Annotated in this window: 17 protein-coding genes; 5 read left to right on the top strand and 12 right to left on the bottom strand. The window is 41.2% G+C overall.

Annotated elements, in window-relative coordinates; all coding sequences use genetic code 11:
- Positions 1-512: 512 nt before the first annotated feature.
- Positions 513-1,037, bottom strand: coding sequence for a hypothetical protein (locus FBF61_RS32205; RefSeq protein WP_138485112.1), 525 nt, complete (start codon positions 1,035-1,037; stop codon positions 513-515).
- A 358-nt stretch (positions 1,038-1,395) separates the two neighbouring features.
- Here FBF61_RS32205 and FBF61_RS32200 point away from each other — a divergent pair, with 358 nt between their 5' ends.
- The gene (locus FBF61_RS32200; protein ID WP_166444672.1) at positions 1,396-1,620 is read left to right on the top strand and encodes a hypothetical protein; all 225 of its coding nucleotides are present in this window, start codon (positions 1,396-1,398) and stop codon (positions 1,618-1,620) included.
- Here FBF61_RS32200 and FBF61_RS32195 read toward each other — a convergent pair.
- Positions 1,609-2,463 carry an SOS response-associated peptidase gene (locus FBF61_RS32195; protein WP_138485110.1) on the bottom strand — a complete coding sequence of 285 codons (855 nt, stop codon included), beginning with the start codon at positions 2,461-2,463 and terminating at the stop codon, positions 1,609-1,611. The two genes, FBF61_RS32200 and FBF61_RS32195, sit on opposite strands and share 12 nt — an antisense overlap.
- A gap of 2 nt (positions 2,464-2,465) precedes the next feature.
- On the bottom strand, positions 2,466-2,729 hold the full coding sequence (locus tag FBF61_RS32190; RefSeq protein WP_138485109.1) for a hypothetical protein: 264 nt from the start codon (positions 2,727-2,729) through the stop codon (positions 2,466-2,468).
- A 417-nt stretch (positions 2,730-3,146) separates the two neighbouring features.
- Between FBF61_RS32190 and FBF61_RS32185 the strand changes: the two genes are divergently transcribed.
- Positions 3,147-3,581 carry a hypothetical protein gene (locus FBF61_RS32185; protein ID WP_138485108.1) on the top strand — a complete coding sequence of 145 codons (435 nt, stop codon included), beginning with the start codon at positions 3,147-3,149 and terminating at the stop codon, positions 3,579-3,581.
- Positions 3,582-3,617: 36 nt separating this feature from the next.
- Entirely contained in the window at positions 3,618-5,414 is a 1,797-nt protein-coding gene (locus tag FBF61_RS32180; protein WP_138485107.1) for a M43 family zinc metalloprotease, read from the top strand.
- A gap of 72 nt (positions 5,415-5,486) precedes the next feature.
- Here the strand turns inward: FBF61_RS32180 and FBF61_RS32175 are convergent, their stop codons facing one another.
- From FBF61_RS32175 to FBF61_RS32155, 5 genes are all read right to left on the bottom strand, one after another.
- Positions 5,487-5,963: a hypothetical protein gene (locus FBF61_RS32175; RefSeq protein WP_138485106.1), complete on the bottom strand. Its 477-nt coding sequence runs from the start codon at positions 5,961-5,963 to the stop codon at positions 5,487-5,489.
- 276 nt (positions 5,964-6,239) lie between these two features.
- Positions 6,240-6,767 carry a hypothetical protein gene (locus FBF61_RS32170; RefSeq protein ID WP_138485105.1) on the bottom strand — a complete coding sequence of 176 codons (528 nt, stop codon included), beginning with the start codon at positions 6,765-6,767 and terminating at the stop codon, positions 6,240-6,242.
- 271 nt (positions 6,768-7,038) lie between these two features.
- Positions 7,039-7,515 carry a DUF2147 domain-containing protein gene (locus FBF61_RS32165; RefSeq protein ID WP_138485104.1) on the bottom strand — a complete coding sequence of 159 codons (477 nt, stop codon included), beginning with the start codon at positions 7,513-7,515 and terminating at the stop codon, positions 7,039-7,041.
- A 67-nt stretch (positions 7,516-7,582) separates the two neighbouring features.
- A complete protein-coding gene (locus tag FBF61_RS32160; RefSeq protein ID WP_138485103.1) occupies positions 7,583-8,824 on the bottom strand; it encodes a hypothetical protein in 1,242 nt (413 codons plus the stop codon).
- A gap of 34 nt (positions 8,825-8,858) precedes the next feature.
- The gene (locus FBF61_RS32155; protein WP_138485102.1) at positions 8,859-9,476 is read right to left on the bottom strand and encodes a recombinase family protein; all 618 of its coding nucleotides are present in this window, start codon (positions 9,474-9,476) and stop codon (positions 8,859-8,861) included.
- A gap of 264 nt (positions 9,477-9,740) precedes the next feature.
- Here FBF61_RS32155 and FBF61_RS32150 point away from each other — a divergent pair, with 264 nt between their 5' ends.
- Together FBF61_RS32150 and FBF61_RS32145 are read left to right on the top strand one after the other, a co-directional pair.
- The gene (locus FBF61_RS32150; RefSeq protein ID WP_138485101.1) at positions 9,741-10,343 is read left to right on the top strand and encodes a Crp/Fnr family transcriptional regulator; all 603 of its coding nucleotides are present in this window, start codon (positions 9,741-9,743) and stop codon (positions 10,341-10,343) included.
- A gap of 68 nt (positions 10,344-10,411) precedes the next feature.
- A complete protein-coding gene (locus tag FBF61_RS32145) occupies positions 10,412-11,230 on the top strand; it encodes a hypothetical protein (RefSeq protein ID WP_205748345.1) in 819 nt (272 codons plus the stop codon).
- Positions 11,231-11,338: 108 nt separating this feature from the next.
- Here the strand turns inward: FBF61_RS32145 and FBF61_RS32140 are convergent, their stop codons facing one another.
- The 4 genes from FBF61_RS32140 to FBF61_RS32125 all read right to left on the bottom strand — a co-directional run bounded on the left by FBF61_RS32140 (position 11,339) and on the right by FBF61_RS32125 (position 19,005).
- The gene (locus FBF61_RS32140) at positions 11,339-13,783 is read right to left on the bottom strand and encodes a GAF domain-containing protein (protein ID WP_138485100.1); all 2,445 of its coding nucleotides are present in this window, start codon (positions 13,781-13,783) and stop codon (positions 11,339-11,341) included.
- 26 nt (positions 13,784-13,809) lie between these two features.
- Positions 13,810-14,634 carry an alpha/beta hydrolase fold domain-containing protein gene (locus FBF61_RS32135; protein WP_138485099.1) on the bottom strand — a complete coding sequence of 275 codons (825 nt, stop codon included), beginning with the start codon at positions 14,632-14,634 and terminating at the stop codon, positions 13,810-13,812.
- A 333-nt stretch (positions 14,635-14,967) separates the two neighbouring features.
- Entirely contained in the window at positions 14,968-15,861 is an 894-nt protein-coding gene (locus FBF61_RS32130) for a DUF6268 family outer membrane beta-barrel protein (RefSeq protein ID WP_138485098.1), read from the bottom strand.
- Positions 15,862-15,873: 12 nt separating this feature from the next.
- On the bottom strand, positions 15,874-19,005 hold the full coding sequence (locus FBF61_RS32125; RefSeq protein WP_138485097.1) for an efflux RND transporter permease subunit: 3,132 nt from the start codon (positions 19,003-19,005) through the stop codon (positions 15,874-15,876).
- Positions 19,006-19,007: the final 2 nt, after the last annotated feature.

Below are 19,007 nucleotides of genomic sequence, written 5' to 3'. Positions count from 1 at the left end.
GTTAGGAAAATATGATTTCAACGATGAAATCAGGTTACAAGAGAACGGGCTACGAGCTTTGCGGCCGCCTGTCGATAAGCGTTAATTAGCAAACCGCTATTTTCCGTCCATTTGTAATGAAAACCTCTTCTGTAAGAATGAATCTGTTAAAATATTCAATACCAAGCCCTTGTCACTTCGTTTTGCAATCCTCATTGTAGAACTAGTTTATTATAAATAAAAATTGAATTCCTAGAATTCTAGTTAAAGTTTAACGGGGGTTGGTGCTTATCAAACTACTTTTATAAAGTAGCTCACTATTTCGGTGCAAAGATAAAGATATGCTGGCGTTTACCAACATCATCATTAATAGCATCTGATATACACTAAGTTATTTGTGAGTGGGGTAGGGGCGTTGGGCAGAAATGCTGTTTGCGCTGGATGGCAAAGAACAAAGACAGATACCAGTGTACCTGCCTTTATCAGTTGCTGTGTAAACGCCGGTTAAGTGATGCCAAGTACTTTCACATTCATTAGGATTTGAAAGCATCGTCAGCATCTTGAACTACTTTTACTTTATCCAACGTCGAAGGATGGTATCCACCTTGGTAAAAGCTAATCGTGTACTCGGTTCGGTTGATATCAGGCTTAAAGGTTTTACACGTTACTCGCTGCCCTCGGTTGTATCGTTCATTTTCCATTTCAACAATGACATATAGCCCCGCAGGTATCAGGTATGATTTCTCATTCGGATTGGGTGGGATCGTATGCTTTACAAATCTATCGCGGATATTGTCATCAAGTCCAATTGATGCAGAAAGGAAAAAGTCGTTCAAGAGTTGGGTGAGCATCTTCCTTGTTTTTTCAAGCTTGGTCGGCCTTTCAATTGGCACACCAATTTTGATCAACTTTTCGACTGTACCTTCGGAGTACGGGCCACTGAATTCAGTAACATTTCGCGGGCAATCATGCCATATTACAGGCGTTCCCCACTCCAAAAGCAGAACATCGCCATGCCTGAGATAGTCAGGCGTCCAGGGATCGTATTCGCGTGCCATCAGCTTAAATATTTAGAACAGGTATCGACTTCCCATTTATCTGTAAACTTGACGGTAAGAGAGTAAACCGCCGCGTTCGGACCACAAAGAAAGAATGTGCCGAATTTTTGTGTTTGAGGCGCTTTTCGCAGAGTGTCGGCTATCTGCGAAAAAAGGATTTCCCGGATTTGTGAAGTTGCCATAGCTTGTTGATGATTATAGTATCAGAAAATAGATTTTAAAAGTATCTATTTTGCATGTCAACAACAAGGGTGGTCATAATTTTTTGTCACATCTAATCAACGAAATGTGCTCCTGTCGGATTGGTCATTAGTCTGCTTTTGCCGTTATTTACAACATTACGAAATTGTCTTTTGAAATGGCCAATGTCCTGAAAATGAAATCTTCTACGCCAGATATTTTTGGCGTTATTGAGCTTAATGAAGGTGTAGGCTACTACGTGGCCGAATTTGAATGTGTGCCGGTAGAACCACACCTTCCAGCTACCTACGACCTCTTTGATGAAGAAATAACAATCGAAGACCTAGAAGAGTATTATCAGGTCGATCTCGCCAGTTATGAATTGGTGCCGCTAGAAAAGTGATGCCTGAGTAGGATATGATCCGGGAAGGCCGTCGTCGGCGAGTTCCGGGTAAAGAGTGGGTATTGGGTCTTCACCCGTAAACTGGAATTTCTGATTGATTGAAAACGCCTCCATCTTTTCCTCGGGGAATTGATAGCTGGCAAGCTGGGTCATTCGCTCGGGCGCGATCTCTTCCATCATCCATTCCCAAGCCATTTCCTCTGGAAGGATTGTCGGCTGTCGCTTTTTTGAGTTGTGAATCTTTGCAGTCAGTGGATTGGCATCAGTTGTGACCATTGCAAGCGTATCCATCGTTTCCCCCGAATCCTGATCAGTCCAGGTATTCCAGATCCCGGCCATATAAAAGTATTCCAAACCTTTTACCCGTATTGCAAAAGGATATTTATCCGGCGTTTTGAGCAGTTCGCCGGTTCGTTTGTTGAGCCGATATTTGTGATACCACTCGTAATATTGGTTCGAAATAATCAAACAGCGGTTATTGAGGGCCGCATCCTTGAAAATCTTCGGCCTGTTAGTCTTAGGGTTTATCCAAAGCATTTCTTCACCCCGTGCGTTTTCTGTGTCGTATCCAGTCTGAAAAGTGCCATCAGGTTTTTTGTAGCCGTTTTCAAACTGCTTGACCTTTTCCATGTTTTTCAGGCCGCTTGGAATGAAGCCCCAGCGCATAGTAGAGATATTGAAGTCTGTTCGGTCGGGATTGGGTTTGAGCACAACCATTTGCGGAGACTCCGGCCCGAGTACAGTCGGCCTTTTCAATTCTGCCATGCCTTTGATCGATTTCTCGATCTGCATCAAGACAATGTATTCAGCTTTTGTGACCTTTTGACCGTTGTAGTAGCACATAGTTATTGTTCGTTTGCTTTTGCCTGTAACGTACGATAGTACTTGATAATTTCAGCTCCGATAGCGGCGGCCAGTTCTTGCCTTCCTTCTGGTATCGACATCCACATTCTCTGACCTGTGGCAATGGTTGCCAAGTGGATATAGAGCTTTGGCGTATCGTCCGGGAAGATGATTTCGAACACTTTGCGTCCGACCATCGTCTTTTGGGACACGGTAAGCTCTTTTCCCTCCCAATTGAGGATAAAATTGTCTGGCATTTCCACCATACGGCAACTTTCAAGTCATAGAAAATGAGAATTTACAAAAGACGACGAGAATCAGCAACTAATGGTCACGAACAAAATTGTATAATAACTTACAGTCAAGCAGTTACGGATTGATCGTTTCCAAAAAAGTCCCATCATCTCTCGTAAAAACCAAACCGTTCTCATCATCCTTTGTGAAAACGGCCGGAAAACGGCTGATTATTCTTATCAGCTCGTGTATTTGAGCCAATGCCTCGTGATACGTGTAAGAGAGACCGATACAATAACTAATTCTACATTTTTTCTATAAATATGCGAATATTTTATTGCCCTTTACAACACTTTTTACTGTTTATGTGTCTATCAGTGTACATCTTGCTCAATGCAGCCGCATGATCTAATTTTCTTGCATTTTTTTAACCCCAAACACGATTTCTTATGGATTCGCACAAAAAAAAACTACGACCAATTATGATAGCACTTGCATTACTCTGCACATTAATTCAATGCACATCCGAAGATCCCGAAGTTGAACCCGAACAGTGTGATTGTCAAAGTGCCACAGTAGCCGAAAGGAAAGATGTAGAAGCGGTTGTAGTTCTAATCGCCGGCAATCAAGCCCCTGGTGGCAACCAAGGCCCAGACAAATACGTATTGAGCACCGAACCCAAGGATTTTGAACGTGCAGAATATAGCCTCGGTGAGAATATTCTAGTACCATGCGATTCTTTACCTACGCAGTACCAGAAAGCCCGGACCAAGGTCATCGTATCATACAAACGTAAGAAATGCTATGGCGCCATCACAAACCCTACGCTTCGCACTAATTATGGCTATTATATTGACTTAACCTCCATTGGAATCAAACCTTAATAGAATTTATTTCTCACCTAAATATTTGATTGTCTTATGAAGTTACCTTTGCTATTCCTATTGGTTTTTGCCTATTTCGGAGTATTAGGACAAAATCAAACAAGTGAAAAATGTGGCTCTTCCATTAACTATGAAAAGTTACAAAAGTACAACCCAGCCCTTTTGAACTATTTTAAAGAAATCGACAGAAAAGCCGCCGAGTACTCCGAAAAGCAGACGCAAGGTCAAATTTCCCCCAAAAGTATTCCAAATACTGGAACGATCGTCACTATTCCAGTTGTAGTTCACGTAATTCATAATGGCGAGCCAGTTGGTGTGGGACGTAATATTAGTGACGATCAAATTACATCTCAAATCGCTGTGCTAAACGAAGATTATCGTCGATTAAATGCTGACCGAGTTAATACCCCTTCTGAATTTGCAGGTGTTGCAGCCGATACAAAAATTGAATTCCGCTTGGCTTGCACAGATCCAAATGGCAACCCCACAAATGGCATTCGTCGCGTCCAAGGCAACTTTTCAAGCTATACGGTGGTCTCCAACCCAGATGGAACCGTCAACGAAGCTTCAACTAGTATAAAAGCAAATGACCCTGCATGGAATCGCGACCAATACCTTAATATTTGGACATGCGACCTGAATTTAGGCGTATTGGGCTACGCAACTTTTCCTGGTGGCGCAGCTAATGTTGACGGAGTTGTTGTACAGTATAACGCCTTCGGTCGTACGGGTAATGTAAGTTCTCCGTATAACAAAGGTAGAACTGCTACTCATGAAGTAGGACACTGGCTATCTCTATTTCACATTTGGGGTGACGATGGTAGCGCTTGTACTGGAACTGATCAAGTTGCAGATACACCTAATCAAGGTGGAAATTATGTTGGCCAATGCCCTTCAGGTCAAAAGTCTTCGTGTGGTACTAGCAATATGTATATGAATTATATGGATTACACAGATGACGCATGTATGAACCTCTTTACAACAGGGCAAATGAACCGGATGAAGGCACTGTTCCTGCCAGGCGGCGCACGTTCGGGGTTTGTCCAGTTGAGCGATATTAGCGGGATTGGCACTATATGCGATAACAATAACTATACATTCTCCGTTACCAGCTCCGCTACTTCACTCAACTGGACAGTCTCAAACCTAACAATCGTTTCAGGCCAAGGTACAAATACACTTACCGTAAAAAGAATTTTCAATGGCCCTGCAACAATTACTGTTAGAGCCGGGGGATTGTGCATGAGTAAAACTATTGCAGTTGGCCCCCCCCAATTTGCTGGTTTCTTAGTTAACGGCCAGTCCACGTCAAATGGAACCGGATGCACGAATAGCTACATCCCAATTGCTGCCGTACCTAATGATCCATCCTCGAATTACTATTGGTCTCAAAGCGATCCGAATGGTTTTATAGCCAATGCAAGCCAATCGAGCACTGCCTTCACGGGATATAATGCTAGCTGCTATTATCTCAATGTCAGTATTTCAAATGTCTGCGGGTCGAGAAGCGAAAATTTAACAATATGTCTTAACAGCTGTTTTGCAAAGTACACTGTGTTTCCAAACCCTGCAAATGACTATATTACGATTGACTTTGATCATATTGAAAGTGCAGAGTCCTTGCCGGATGAAATCGTCCTACTGTCCGAAAAATCAACCAAGACCATTAAAAGCGTTAATGTACAAAGCGTTTATAAGAACAACGGTCTCAAAAATGGCAAGCAGATAGAAATCGACGTAAAAGAATTACCACGAGGAACTTACTACCTCCATGTCAAGAATAGTAGACTGAAAGACAAAGAGTTAGATGTTATTAGAATACTTTTGCAATAATTTCATAGAAGATAAACGAGAAACGCCCGGCGATTGTCGGGCGTTTCTCGTTTATAAGGACATCAAATACATCTAGACGGCAGTTTCTTCTCCGGCAACTTTTCGCTTTCTCCCTCTAGGCTTGCCGGTATACGGTTCTTTGGGCGCTTCGGCCTCTATCGCCAACTCATAACCGATCACCCCCTCTGAGTAGTTGAATATGGTAACTGTAAAAATGTGCTTCGCAGCTTCATAATCGATACCGCCACGTTTCAAAATAACAGGGAGCGCTATTCCTGAGCCTCGCCCGATCCTTGTAAATGCAAATGATCCCTCTTGCTCTTCGGTGGGAATCAGGTACAATGATTTTATTTTTCGCTTCCCTTCTGCAGTTCCAATTTTGAAAGAAGCTGTTTGCGGTTCTACTCCAATCTCTTCGAGTGTAGCTTTCGGGAAAATAAGTGTTCCCGAATCCGAAATATGGCCGGTCGGCTTCGCCTTCGCGACTGCCTTCGATGTCTGCGGCGCATTTTCTTCCGGGGAAAAAAATTTGATTTGAGGTGTCTTCATTTGAAAATGATTATATGTAAATTAAAGTTGTCTACAAAATTGAGCGATCGCACGGAGCTGTTAGAGATCCTGGACAATGAGAATGTCTACAATTTCGTGCTGGATCTCCGGAAGTTTTCACCTAGTCGCGCATCGGGTTGTCTACACTTAGAGTAGTTGGCGAGTACCACCGGCAGCTGATCAGGACGCGAGCTGCACCCGAACTGTCTACAGATTGTGGTAAGCGCTCTCGGCAGCCAGCGCTTGACCATACCCCAAGAGTGCATAAGGATGAAATTATTCTAGTTTTCTAACAATTCGTTCGGCGATATCTTTAGCTAACTCGATGGGAGAAAAATGTCCCCATAATACGTTACAATTATCATCTATCTGAATATTATAAGCCTGTTTTTCAGCTGGCTTGTTGTCCATATCGTTGTAATTATAAAAAATGTCAATTCCAACCGTTTTTACGCCATCAGGCTCATCATCGTCATAAGAGCGGCCAACATTCGGATCATCATTTAGTAAAAACCATTTTTCTTTAAACTCGATCCCAAAATTTCCTCCTTCACTCTCTATGTATATAAAATTCTTTCGGAATTTATCTTCATCATCGGTGAAAGGGTCATCGGTAGTGAGGTACACCGTTATATCAATACCGTAGTTTTTCAGCTCGTTCGACATCTCTTGTATGGTATTGTATAAAGTTAAAAAGGATGGATACCCATAATCTGTTTTCAAGAATTCATCTCTTTTCTCTTTAGCAGCTTTTGATTCACTTATTTTTTTTAATCTATCGGAAAAATTTGACCCTTCTAACATATTGATTAACAAAAGATTAATACCATATTTCAGTTGCTCAATAAAACAAAACTTGGTGTGCTCGGCATCCTAAATATCACCGTCATTCCCTCCAATATTGGACCAATCAAAAGGGTAGCCGCACAGATCAGGCACATGCGGATCACAAACCGGTTAGCTCGACCTAGGACCCGCGTCAGGCTAAATATCAGAATCCAACTACCTGCTCGCCGGTGGCGATAACCAGTATTCGGACCAGTGATCTCGAAACGCCATTCTTTGTTATTATCCGTTATTCTTGCGACCGTACATATTTCGACTGACTATATTGCAGGGTGTCATTTCGAATGATAAAGGGCATGGAGCCGAGCGGTGTCGAGCCTTCGTAATACTGGCCGTCCTGCTGATACTTCAAGGGCAAGATGTCGCCTTGCCAGAACTTGGCAAAAAGCCCGCCGTTCTCTTCATAAATTCGGATACTAGCTTTTCCTCTCGGGGCTTTCCATTCCCCCAGGTATTTGCTCTTCAATGGATCAGCCTGCGACGTGGCCGGCGCGGCTTCGTTTTGGGTGTTGGTCTTTGTGCTTTGAAAATAACCGGCCATCACCAGGAAGAATGCCGTAAATCCGAAAAGTATTGTAAAGAGAGTGATCCTAGACTTAGTGAACAGCTGCCTGCTGGACCAGACCCGAAAAAAAGTCAGCATCAACACCAGACCAGTTACCCCACCGGCCGCAAAAAACAACTCTGATAATTTCGATCCTTGCATTCTTGTACTTTTTTAAGTTGTGTATATAAAATTCAATATATAGCGCGGAAAATTCTATCAATCAGTTCTATATAAGACTCTTAGTTAACCAATTAGGCTCCAAAATTAACTTGACTTTTTTAAGTACCATTGCGATTGATTCATCTGCACCTTTATCATAAAGAATGCTTGCTTCGAATGTCCGTCCCTGATTTTTATATGATCGAAATATTAACCAAAGAATAATTCCTGGTCGCAATAAAGCTGATAACGAATCTAAGTCGATCACCCCTTTATCCACCGCAGATATTGTATCTCTCGAATAAGGATTAAATACTTCATCAATTCCGACCACAATAATTTTTTTCCCCTTAAAATCGCGGTGCTGAGAGATTTTTTCCTTGACCTTTGCTTGAATTTTTTTGTTGACATCATCGCTGGTTTCTTTTAGAGAAACAGCGGCCTCGATATTTAGTAAATTTTTTTCTATGTCTGCATGTAATCGGAACTTGATAAAGGCTGGATATTGTGGTGATACGGATTCGTAGTGGTTGTTGTAGTGATTTAGATAGGCCGTGTCGAGTTGAAATCGATAGTGCTCATTATCATGCGGTTGCGGCGTGTAGATTGTGTTGTCTTGAATGTTTCGACAAGCGTCTATATAATTATCAATGTCATGGACGGCTTTGTCATATAATCCCGTAAACACCCCATGTGCATTATTTTTAACACCTATATACCCTGAGAAATATTCGGCCAATGTTATTCGCTTTCTTTTAAAGGTATGTGCAAGACGCGATAAAAGTTGAGTTGTCAAATTCAAGGTCTGATCTTTGAAAGGATTGTGCAGAAGGGTAGTTTCGATGTTGTAATCTTCCCCTTCAAATTTAAACATTACATCAACTTCTTTAACTCGGCCTTGACGTTGTATATAGCCATCAGGTGCCTTTATCGGTAAGCCAGCGCTATCCAATAAATATTCTACATAGCACTCAAACAGACTTTCGCCGAGTTGCCGGTACACCAAGCGGTTATGTCGTTGGCTCCTAAACTTGGTAAGTTTGTCGTTATTAGTGTGGTATAAATATGCGATTAGTTCGGCTAGCTCTCCGATTATAAATTTTGTGACCCCTTGTCTGTTAAGAAAAAGCGGATATAGCCAATTATCAGTATTATACTTGTTGGTTAGTATAAAATCGTCCACATCAAAAAATTTCAATAAATAGTGACTGATCGAATGGAAATGAGCACTATAGTCCGTACCCGATGAATTTGCCTTCCATCGATCTAATCTCAGATCATCAAGCGCTGTCAATAGGAGATTCGTCATAATATGCCTTTGGTTAGGGAAGTAAAGTTTATCACTACTTTCTCATATTTGATTTTTTGGATGATCGTTCCCAACCTTCAATCTCTATGCCTTCGTGCCTAAGATAAATATAAAGTGTAGCCTTACTACCAATCTTCAACTGTTCACAAATTTGCTTGGTTGTGTACTTTCTGCTTTGATATAAAGTGGCAGCTAAACTGGCTGTCTCCTTAGACTTCTTGGTAAGGCCCTTGGGTCTTCCACCAACTCGGCCACGGGCGCGCGCCGCCTCCATTCCCGCAAAAGTTCGCTCCATCATAATTTCCCGCTCATTCTCCGCAAAAACAGAACTAAGCATATACCACAGCCTACCCATCTTTGTTGACGTGTCGATCCCCTCTGAAATACTACGGAAGTCAACCCCCATTTCCTTCCATTCCACCATTAGTTTGATCAACTCGTAGGTGGCACGACCAAGACGGTCAATCCTCCAAACAACAATGACGTCACCCTTCCGAAGCTCTGAAACCATCTTCGCATATTCGGGCCTTTCCTTCGATGCACCCGACACCTTCTCATGAAAAATCTTTTCACAACCCGCCTTTCGAAGAGCATCAAACTGCAGATCCTGGTTTTGCTCATTCTTAGAAACCCGTACGTATCCAAAAATCATCTAAATATTACATTTTAACCCCCATGAGCTAAATATACTGTAATTAGATTTTATGTACCACTAATCTGTACTGTTTAAAGGTAATTTTGGGTAGGAAAATGAATTGCTAGCGGGTCGTCTCCACAGTACGGAAAAACGACCGTTTGTTTGTACAACATAATACCGTTTTGGGCTTAAACGAATGCTTGTTTGTTAGATGTATTTTTGAAATTTCAATCTACCTTGGGATAGGTGTACAATGTTGTATCCAAAGCAAGAACACATATGAAAGATAATGACATATATAAACATCAGCTCACAAGCCATATCTTGGAGAGTGTCCACCTTTCGCAAGCTGAAATTGACATTGTAAGTTCAAAATTTGAAGTTCGTTCAGTCAAAAAGAGAGAATTTATACTGGAACCTGGACAGGTTTCAAAGCACATGAGGTTTATTGCAAATGGTAGCATGCGTGTCTATTTGTTGGATGAAAATTCACATGAACACACCCTTCAATTAGGAATAGAGAACTGGTGGGTTAATGATCTTTTAAGTTTTCTGACTCAATCTCCTTCTCGGATGTATGTTCAAGCAGTGGAAAACTCAACCATTGTCCAGATTCACCGCGTAAATATTGAAATGCTATACGAGAAGATTCCCGCCATCTCAGATTTCTTTCGACAAAAGGCTCAAAATGCTTATGTAGCACTTCAAAAACGAACATTGGAAAATCTCAGTGTTGACTCCTACCAGAGATATATAAATTTCATAACCGACTATAAAGAATTTGAACGACGTTTTCCCCAATATATCATTGCTTCGTACCTAGGTATGGCCCCTGAATTTCTAAGCCACCTAAGAAAAAAAAATAGCAAAGACCTTTCTTAAGATTTCTTAATTTTTAATTAAGGTTAGAGCCTGAACTTTGCGAATAAATTATATCAACACAAAGCATCATGTATACTAGCTATTTAAAAAGAATCTTAAGAGTAGGGATATTTTCAGCCTTTACTTTAACTGCGCATGTCGGATTTTGCCAAGATCAGGAATCCAATGGAATTCAACTTGAATTCAGTGACGGCCGCCCGAATGCAGTTGGCTTTAAAAATGCAAATGCAATTTTGAGTCAAATTGGCGTTCATGCATCATTGATTACAATACCGGTCGAAGCCAAGGATATTTTAACTAAGTCGTTTAAGAGAGCAATAACAGAGAAGGAACACGAGAAGCTAATCGCATTATTCACGCTGAATAAAGATGCTCTATTAAAACAAATTAACCTTGCAGGTCGTAAACCTGAGGTTGCCAATGGTGGAAACTTAAATACTTCTGAAATCGGGGTGAAACCATATCCAAAAATATATGATATGAAAGCTATGAATGAGGAGCAGCAAGCTGGTGCTCTTCGCAAGTTTGGTAAATTCCATGTAAACAGTAGTGATGACGGTATTGGCATTGATGAAGTAATGACTGTTGTAGCCGGAGGGCCATTTAAGTGGTTCTTCATACTTCCTGATCAGACAATTGTGAAGTTGACCGTGAAAAACGTTACTCCATCAGAACAAGCTGTACGACTTAGCTATCCAGGTTTAGGTATTCACGCTGGCTATATGGATCCCAAAAATGGTCTTATAGTAGCTTATGCTCATGGACCTGAAAACTTTGTAATGAGATATGAAAAAGCCGGAATTAGAGGAGAAAAATTTCTGGGCACCAACCCTTGGGTTGACTTTTCAGGACCTATGCCTAAAATCAAAGACAAAATGGAGTTGTAGTTAGTCAAAAACAAGTGCAATGTCTCTGTAATGAAATTTAAAAAAAGATGTTGATCAAAATTTTCAACTGCGAAATTCAATTTAATTGTTGATGAAATATTTGCCTTGCTACTTAATGCTTTTTCGAGTTGCTTCTTCTGAGGTCATCTCTGGCAAATCCAAGTTAACCCCGACCCGAATCGCTTTAAGTCCGGAGACACCTTGCAGTTCTTCCAGTTCTAGAAATTCTAAGTCATCCAGAAATATATTTTGTGCCTGGAGAAAGGTGATATAATCAAGGTATTCATCAATCGATTTATTTTGGAAGTATACCAAAACAATTTTTCCTGGTTGGGCCAGCCTCTCACCGGTTTCTTTAACATGGACTTTATCAATTCTTTTTTTGATCACCTGATAGCGGATATTGTAAGCACCCTCGACATCAAAACGTCTTTCATCGTCGCGGAAACTGATGTCAATGGTGTTCGGATTGACAAAAATCAGCTGTGTGGTTTGAAGTGGTATTTCCATATTTGGAATCAGTTCATAAGTCACTCGGGCTATAGAAGCCATTGCCATCAGCTGCCACAGCATGAGATTTTTGAGATAGGCATGATGGAATTTTTTATCAGGATCGATTGATTGGCCAATATAAATGTCGTATTCGACTCCGTCCGTCCGGAACTTTTCGAAATATGCTGGATACAAAGGCTGGATCTGAATTTTAAACTTATCCAGCGCTTCGTTCACTGAAAAATTTATCATTTGCATTGACCTTTCCAGTGCTCTTCTTTTGCTGAACACCACACCCTTTTCCGGATCAATACTGTCAAAGTATTGCTCTATGGAACGTTTTAACTCCATACCCTCCTTTTTATATTTTTTTGTACCCCTATAGGAATAAGTTGACTTGTCATTGGATAGATCTTCATAAAAATGTTGTAAAAAAGGCAGCGCTTCGGCTTCTAAAAACTCAAGGGTTTTCATTTCATCCAGCTGCTCGGAAACATCATTGATCTGATTTAGTATATTTTTACATTTAAATGACATTTCATTAGCTAAAAGCAGGCCTAGATGTTGGCTAAACTGTGAGAGTAACCCTATTAAGAGCTCAAATTGTAATTGAAGATCTTGGCTCAGGGCTGTGTTTCTGGCAATGGTGGAATTTCTTATATCCACTGCTCCATATAGTGGATACACATTTTTGAATACAATTTTTTCAGTCGCCGGAAGCTGTTTTGAATAGCTGTCTCTAAGAAAATGCCAGGCTGCCTCTTGAAACTTCCATTGCACGGCCTGTTGTACTGAGGTAAATTTCTCCTTGATGACCGAGTCTATCCGTAAATTAAATTCATGGATTAAATTTTGAAAGATTCTGGATATCAGCTGATTTGCTGGCCGGATTTTAGATAAAGTGTTTTCATCGAGGATTATATCTACGAAAGAAAATACCTCAATTAATCCAACGATCTGATTCCCAGCGTAAACCGGCACCAGGACAAAAGATTGTAATCCTGAATTTTTAAGAGTGTTCATTAAACCAATCAACCTGTCATCTGTCTTCATTTCATCGATGAACATGGGTTGCGGACTTTTGGTAAAACGAGTTGCAAGTAACAAATAGATGTCAGCAACTTGGTCCTCAGGCAGTCCTGCTGAAATAATTTGGCTTTGAAATGCATATTTGCTATTTGATGTAAATCTATTGTTCACCAGAAGCTGTGGAATAAGCCCAAAATCAATCTTTCGATCCGCGATAAGGATTCTTAGAGATTCAGTAATGCGTCTAAGAAATGCATTTTTATTAGTGTCACTATTTTCCAAATGGGCGTTTTTGATATGCTCAAGAGTGTATTCAATGGTGACTTCCGTAAGGGAAATAATAGAGATGCCTTCGAAATGGAACAAATCAATAGGGAGAAGCTCTAGTAGCTCCACGATATCGCCATTGCCTGTCAAAAGGTCCTGTATTTTATCTGGATTGATATCAGGAAGCTCGGAAACCGGATAAACATCCGTGAAGCGATTATCAAAATTAATGCTGTAATATCTTGGTATATCTGTTTCTTTGATGCAAACAACTAAAGGTTTGTAATTCGGACTTGAAATATTATACAGGCGTTCTAAAATCAGTGAATAAACCGTCAGCAATTGATTTTGCTCATAAAGACTTTTAACCTGGACATACATCAGTTCCGTTCGACGTTCGCCTGTAATGGGATCCATAACTATGTTGTAGAGCCGGTCAGTTCCATAGAACAAAACAGGGCTCAAGGGGATACCAATAGCCCAGACAATATTTTCCCCCGGCTGTAGTGAAGGAGTCAAAAGATCATAGATAATTTTTAGCAACGGTTCGAATGCTGATGCTTCTTGAATTGTCTTGATATTATAAAATCCAGGCTCCACCGTCATTCTCTCAACAGCGCTTTCCAGATATACTCTTCTGGTAGATGTTTCTATTTGAGCGCATTCTTTTACAAAATCGATAAACCTTTTAAACGAGACCGAAGTGGACAAAGCAACTTCATTCGATTCAGATTCATCTGTTAAATCCAATATAATGGCTTTCATTTTACTACTTGTTTTGCCCGGTAGGCTCAATACTGTGCTTTCTGGCATTTCATAAGTTCGTAAGCAGTATGTGCTACCAGTTTTTGGCTCAAATACGGTATTCCATTGTTGCACTGCTCCTTATTACACTCTTCAAAATTCACGCAAGTAACTGAGTTTCCAGCACCAACCAGCTTGGAACAATAATATCCCAGCTCATAAAAGCTTTCCATATTCAATGATTGTTCAATGATAGTCGGAGGAAGACCAGATAGCTCTGACATCATTGATTGCAGCGGTAAATTGTATACACTTTCCATGTCAACCCACTCTTGACGCATATGTTCTGGTACAGTTCGACACCTTCCACGATTAGGTTTTTTAAGTCGTTGCGACAGGAAAAATTGTGTATCTATCATTACTTGAAGCCGAATGTTTGGAAAGTTATCGGCAAGGGCCATAATACTTAGGATGGCTACCACATTAGCTCCCAATTCGTGTCCGACAAGTGCTATCCTTCTCCCATCTAGCCCCAATTCGGTGCCGCAATATGCAATCCACTTCATTGCGGCAAACCACTCAAATACCGGAAGCTGTTCAGCGGATATCGCTGGACTGTTTAATATAACTGCCGCTTGTCTAGATCTATTAACTATCTGTGACACAATATGATCTTGATTTTCAATAGACAATTGGCATTCTCCAGTTGATGCGATAAATAAAAAGACCGGGAATTCAAATTTTTCATGACCTGCCAAATTAGGTTTAATGACCGTGATTGATAGGTCATAACCGTCATTGTACACCATTTTTGACGACCGGGTAACAGTGCTTATATCAAATGGTTCGGTATTGATTTTGTCCAGTGCCAATGGTTCTAACTTTAAGTGAGAATGGTTTAAATCGTAAGGCTTTCGAAACTTCCAATCCAAGGTGTTGTGGAAAACTTAAAATTGAGTTTCTATCTACTACCACTATGTCTTTCTAAAAATACCTTAACAGGCCAAACAGTATCCCGCTGTTGGTTCGAATTGCTTCGTCGCAGACCTTTTCTTCATATAACTACATGAATTTTTCAGTCTCAATGTCAGCGACGGTTTTGGGATCATCATTGAATACAACCTGTTCACTGGGCAGCCAACAGGTGATATCAAGTTACTAAGGAGAACTAACTCTCTTTTTGGTTCATTAGCATCGTGGAATTGCTATTTTAATTTTCGCTTGGGTGGCGTAATGCCCAACCCTATATTAAAGAAGCCGCCACTTTTAGAATTGTATTTATAGATGTTCTTATCAGTATCTTCAAACTGGTACATGCGCATGGTACTAATTCCACCAAAAGCTTCTATTTGAATCATCCTTGTCAGCTGGTAACTTATGACCGGACCAATATTGGCCCGGGCATAATTTAGCCTGTCTAACTCTGCTGGTTTGGAGTAATTGTTAACACTGGCGTTGAAGTTTGCCCCGTTCAGCCCGATTCTAAATCCAACTTTCAATTTTTCTTTTGAGTCCACCTGATAAGTATAATTAAAGAATGCCGGAATAAATACATTAAGGTTGTGTTTGCACTTTTTGTATTGATATTGCAAGCCTGGGAGAAACATCGGTTTTCCTAGCCTTGTGGTATATACCAACCCAGCCCCGGCTATAACCCTTTCGTTGAATCTCTTGGAGGCAATAATAGATCCCTGAAGGATAAAATCATGACCACTTAGATTGTCCTTGAAATCAGATGCTAACGTCGGCGAGAGCCTGCCTGACAAAGTCCATTGTTCATTGAACTTATGGATCAAAATGAAGGTATAAGCTATTTTGTGAAAATCCTGCGTGTTCTGTGATGAAAGTTTTTTATTGTAAGATGTAGCTTGAACAAACCCATATTGAATCCCATTCATGATAATGGTTTGGTCGTTCTTTAATTTTCGAGGATAAAACACGTACGCGCCGAACTCCTGAAAAGATGCCTGGTGTTGATTCCCGACGTCTTTCGCCTGCACTTTAGGATAGGTGAAGTACTCAACCCCGGCCAGCTTGAAGTCCTGCGCCCACACATTGCATGTCCCTAAAAAGAATACTAAATTTATTATAAATCTCATTTCAATTGTTTATTAAACATGTTCAATTGGATCGCCAGCCTCAATGGTAGCCATATGTTTATCGTCGTTTTGGTGTTTGGAAAACCTGTTCATCAATTTCTCGACTACCAGATACACAGAAGGTACCAAAAACAAGGTCAGCACAAAGGAACTGGTTAACCCGCCAATCAATACCCAGGCCATCCCGTTTTTAAACTCAGATCCAGGGCTTTGTGAAATTGCCAGTGGAAGCATCCCTAAAATCATTGCGAATGTGGTCATAATGATCGGCCGTAACCTTTCTTTGCCCGCCTCGGTTAAGGCTTCGACCACTTCTTTACCTTCTGCTTTTAGTTGATTGGTAAAATCCACGATCAATATACCGTTCTTAGTAACAAGGCCCAGAAGCATGATCATACCAATGATTGTGAAAATGGTTAGCTGGTTCATTGTCAGGGCAATGGCCAGTAGTGCGCCAATCAAGGCGACAGGCACCGAAAAGATCACAACAAAAGGATACACCAGGCTCTCATATAAACCGACCATAACCATATAAACTAACACAATCGCAATGACAAGGGCGAAGCCAAGACTACTGAAAGCATCCCCCTGATTTTTAGCATCTCCCTGATACACGATCTCTATACCTGAGGGTAAAGTCACGGTTTCAAAGGCTTTCCGGACGTCTTCAACTATATCCCCCGACGGACGGCCAACCGCCGATGAAGTAACGGTAATGGAATTCTGCCTATCAGTTCTTTGCAGAATAGACTGGCCGGAGATTTCGCGGACATCGGCGACCTGCCATAGCTTTACCAGCTGCCCTTTGCTGCTGCTTAAAGATAGATTCCGAATTGCTTCAATATTCTGTTTATCAACCTGATTGATACTCACATCTATTTTATAAGTATCATCGCCTTGTGTAAATTCCGTTTTATCATTTCCCCCGAAAGCGAGTTGGATAGACTGTGCTACATCAGGCAGGTTAAGGCCGAGCATGGCAATTTTGTCTCGTTGGGGCGTAATCTGTATTTGTTTGACGAGCCCCTTGGTACTATAACGCACATAATCTGAGCCAGCCGTTTTGCTGACAATATCTTTTACAATCGCCGCTGCCCTGTAAACACTGTCCATATTTGTGCCTTTTGCCACAATTTGAATTGGGGCGTTTACTGCTCCGGTAATGCTGGTTGGAATAACCGTTACTTGCAGGCCGGGCACTTTTTCTATCTCATTTCGGGCAGTGGTACCAAACTCATCGGTAGTCAAATCCCTTTCTCTTTTATCAATCAGAGTCACTGAGAGTTCGGCTATGTTTTCTGTATTGCCTTTTGCGCCGGTTTGTGTACCTACCAATGTGTAAACCGATTTGACCTGGGGATGTTTAAGCAGGATCTGTTCTGCCTGTCTAACCAGCAAATTGGTTTGATGGATCGGCATATCAGCGGCTGTTTCCAGTTGTATAGCCAGCTCGCCTCTGTCGCCTGTTCCTGTAAACGAAGCGCCAATAAAGCCGGTTGGTACCAATGCTATGGAGGCGATCATTAAGATTATAACTGTTGCAAACAGGTACCGCTTATGATGAAGTACCCAATGGAGTACCAGCCCATACCCATTTTTCACACTATTTAAAAAACCTTCAAAGCTAAGGATAAAGCGCCCCCATAATGTTTCATTTGAAAGGTGTTCCAATCTGGCAAACCGTGACGCCATCATCGGAGTGAGCGTAAAAGCAACCAGCAAACTCATCAGCGTTGAGACTACCACTACCACGGCAAACTCGCGCAGAATATTTCCAATTAACCCGCCGGCAAATGCCATAGGTAAAAATACCACCACGTCCACCAGTGTAATGGCTACTGCGGTAAAACCTATTTCGTTTCTGCCATCTAGTGCAGCTTGCCTTCGATTTTTCCCCATTTCCAAGTGCCTGAAAATGTTTTCAAGCACCACAATACTATCGTCCACTAAAATACCAACTACCAGTGACAAGGCGAGCAGAGTCATCAGGTTAAGGGAAAAACCCATCAAAAACATGACAATAAAAGTTGGTATCATCGCCGAAGGAATGGCCACCAACACAAAAAACGAGCTTCGCAGGCTGTGCAAAAACAGAAGCATAACAACACCTACAATTAGTACGGCCAAAAATAGATCATGAAGCACCGAGTCAGCAGACTCCAAAGTATAAACAGACTGATCAGAGGCAATCTGATAGCTGAAACCCTGTTTGGCATATAAGGTTTTAAGCTTCGCCAAAGTCTCTTTTACCTGTTCGCTTACTTCAACGGCATTTGCATCGTTGGTTTTAAAGATCTGGATACCAATACCGGGTTTGCCATTGATGCGGTTAAGTGTTTCGACCTGCTGCTGGGCATCGCTTACAACCGCAATATCAGAAAGCAATATGCGGCTTCCCGTTCCATTGTCACGGATTACCAGTTGGCTTAAAAGTTGCGTATTGGAATAATCGGCGCTAATGGTAATGGACAAATTTTCACTGGCACTATTAACATTTCCTCCTGGAATAGAAATCGTATTGGCCGCCACAGTTTGAAATACCTGCTTGGCCGAAAGCCCGTACATTTGCAATTTTTCATTATCGAAAAGTACTTTTATTTCCTTGGGCTGCCCTCCAATAATATTGATCTGCCCTACGCCCTTAACATTACTTAGCCTGGGTTTGATATCTTTATCAACTAGTTCATAAAGTGCCTTATCGGAAAGGTTAGCAGTTGCGGTCAAATTTAGGATTGCAAAATTATCTGTGCTAAAACGGTTTACAACCGGGTCGTCAATATCGGCAGGCAACGTGGATTTAATCTGGGTGATTTTTCGCTCGATGTCCTGCTGTGCTTCAATATCGGATACTCCTGATTTTAAGGTAATTGCAATCGAAGATACATTCTGCAATGAGCTGGATGTGACCATATCGATCCCTTCTACTGTGCTGATTACGTCTTCAATCGGCTTGGTAATCTTGCTTTGTATTTCGCTTGGTGAAGCACCGGGTAAGACTGTTTTGATCGTAATTGTACCTTGTGAAAAACTGGGTAGCAGGTTGTAATTAAGGCTCGTATATCCAATAATGCCGAATAAAATCAGGCCAACAAAAACGGTTATGATCAGAAGCGGTCGGTTAATTGATATTTCTGTGAGTGACATAG

The sequence above is a fragment of the Dyadobacter bucti genome (assembly GCF_005869225.1).
GTDB classification, from domain to species: Bacteria; Bacteroidota; Bacteroidia; order Cytophagales; family Spirosomataceae; genus Dyadobacter; species Dyadobacter bucti.
The sequence above is the reverse complement of the archived record's forward strand: the minus strand, read 5'-3'. Positions and strand labels throughout refer to the sequence as shown.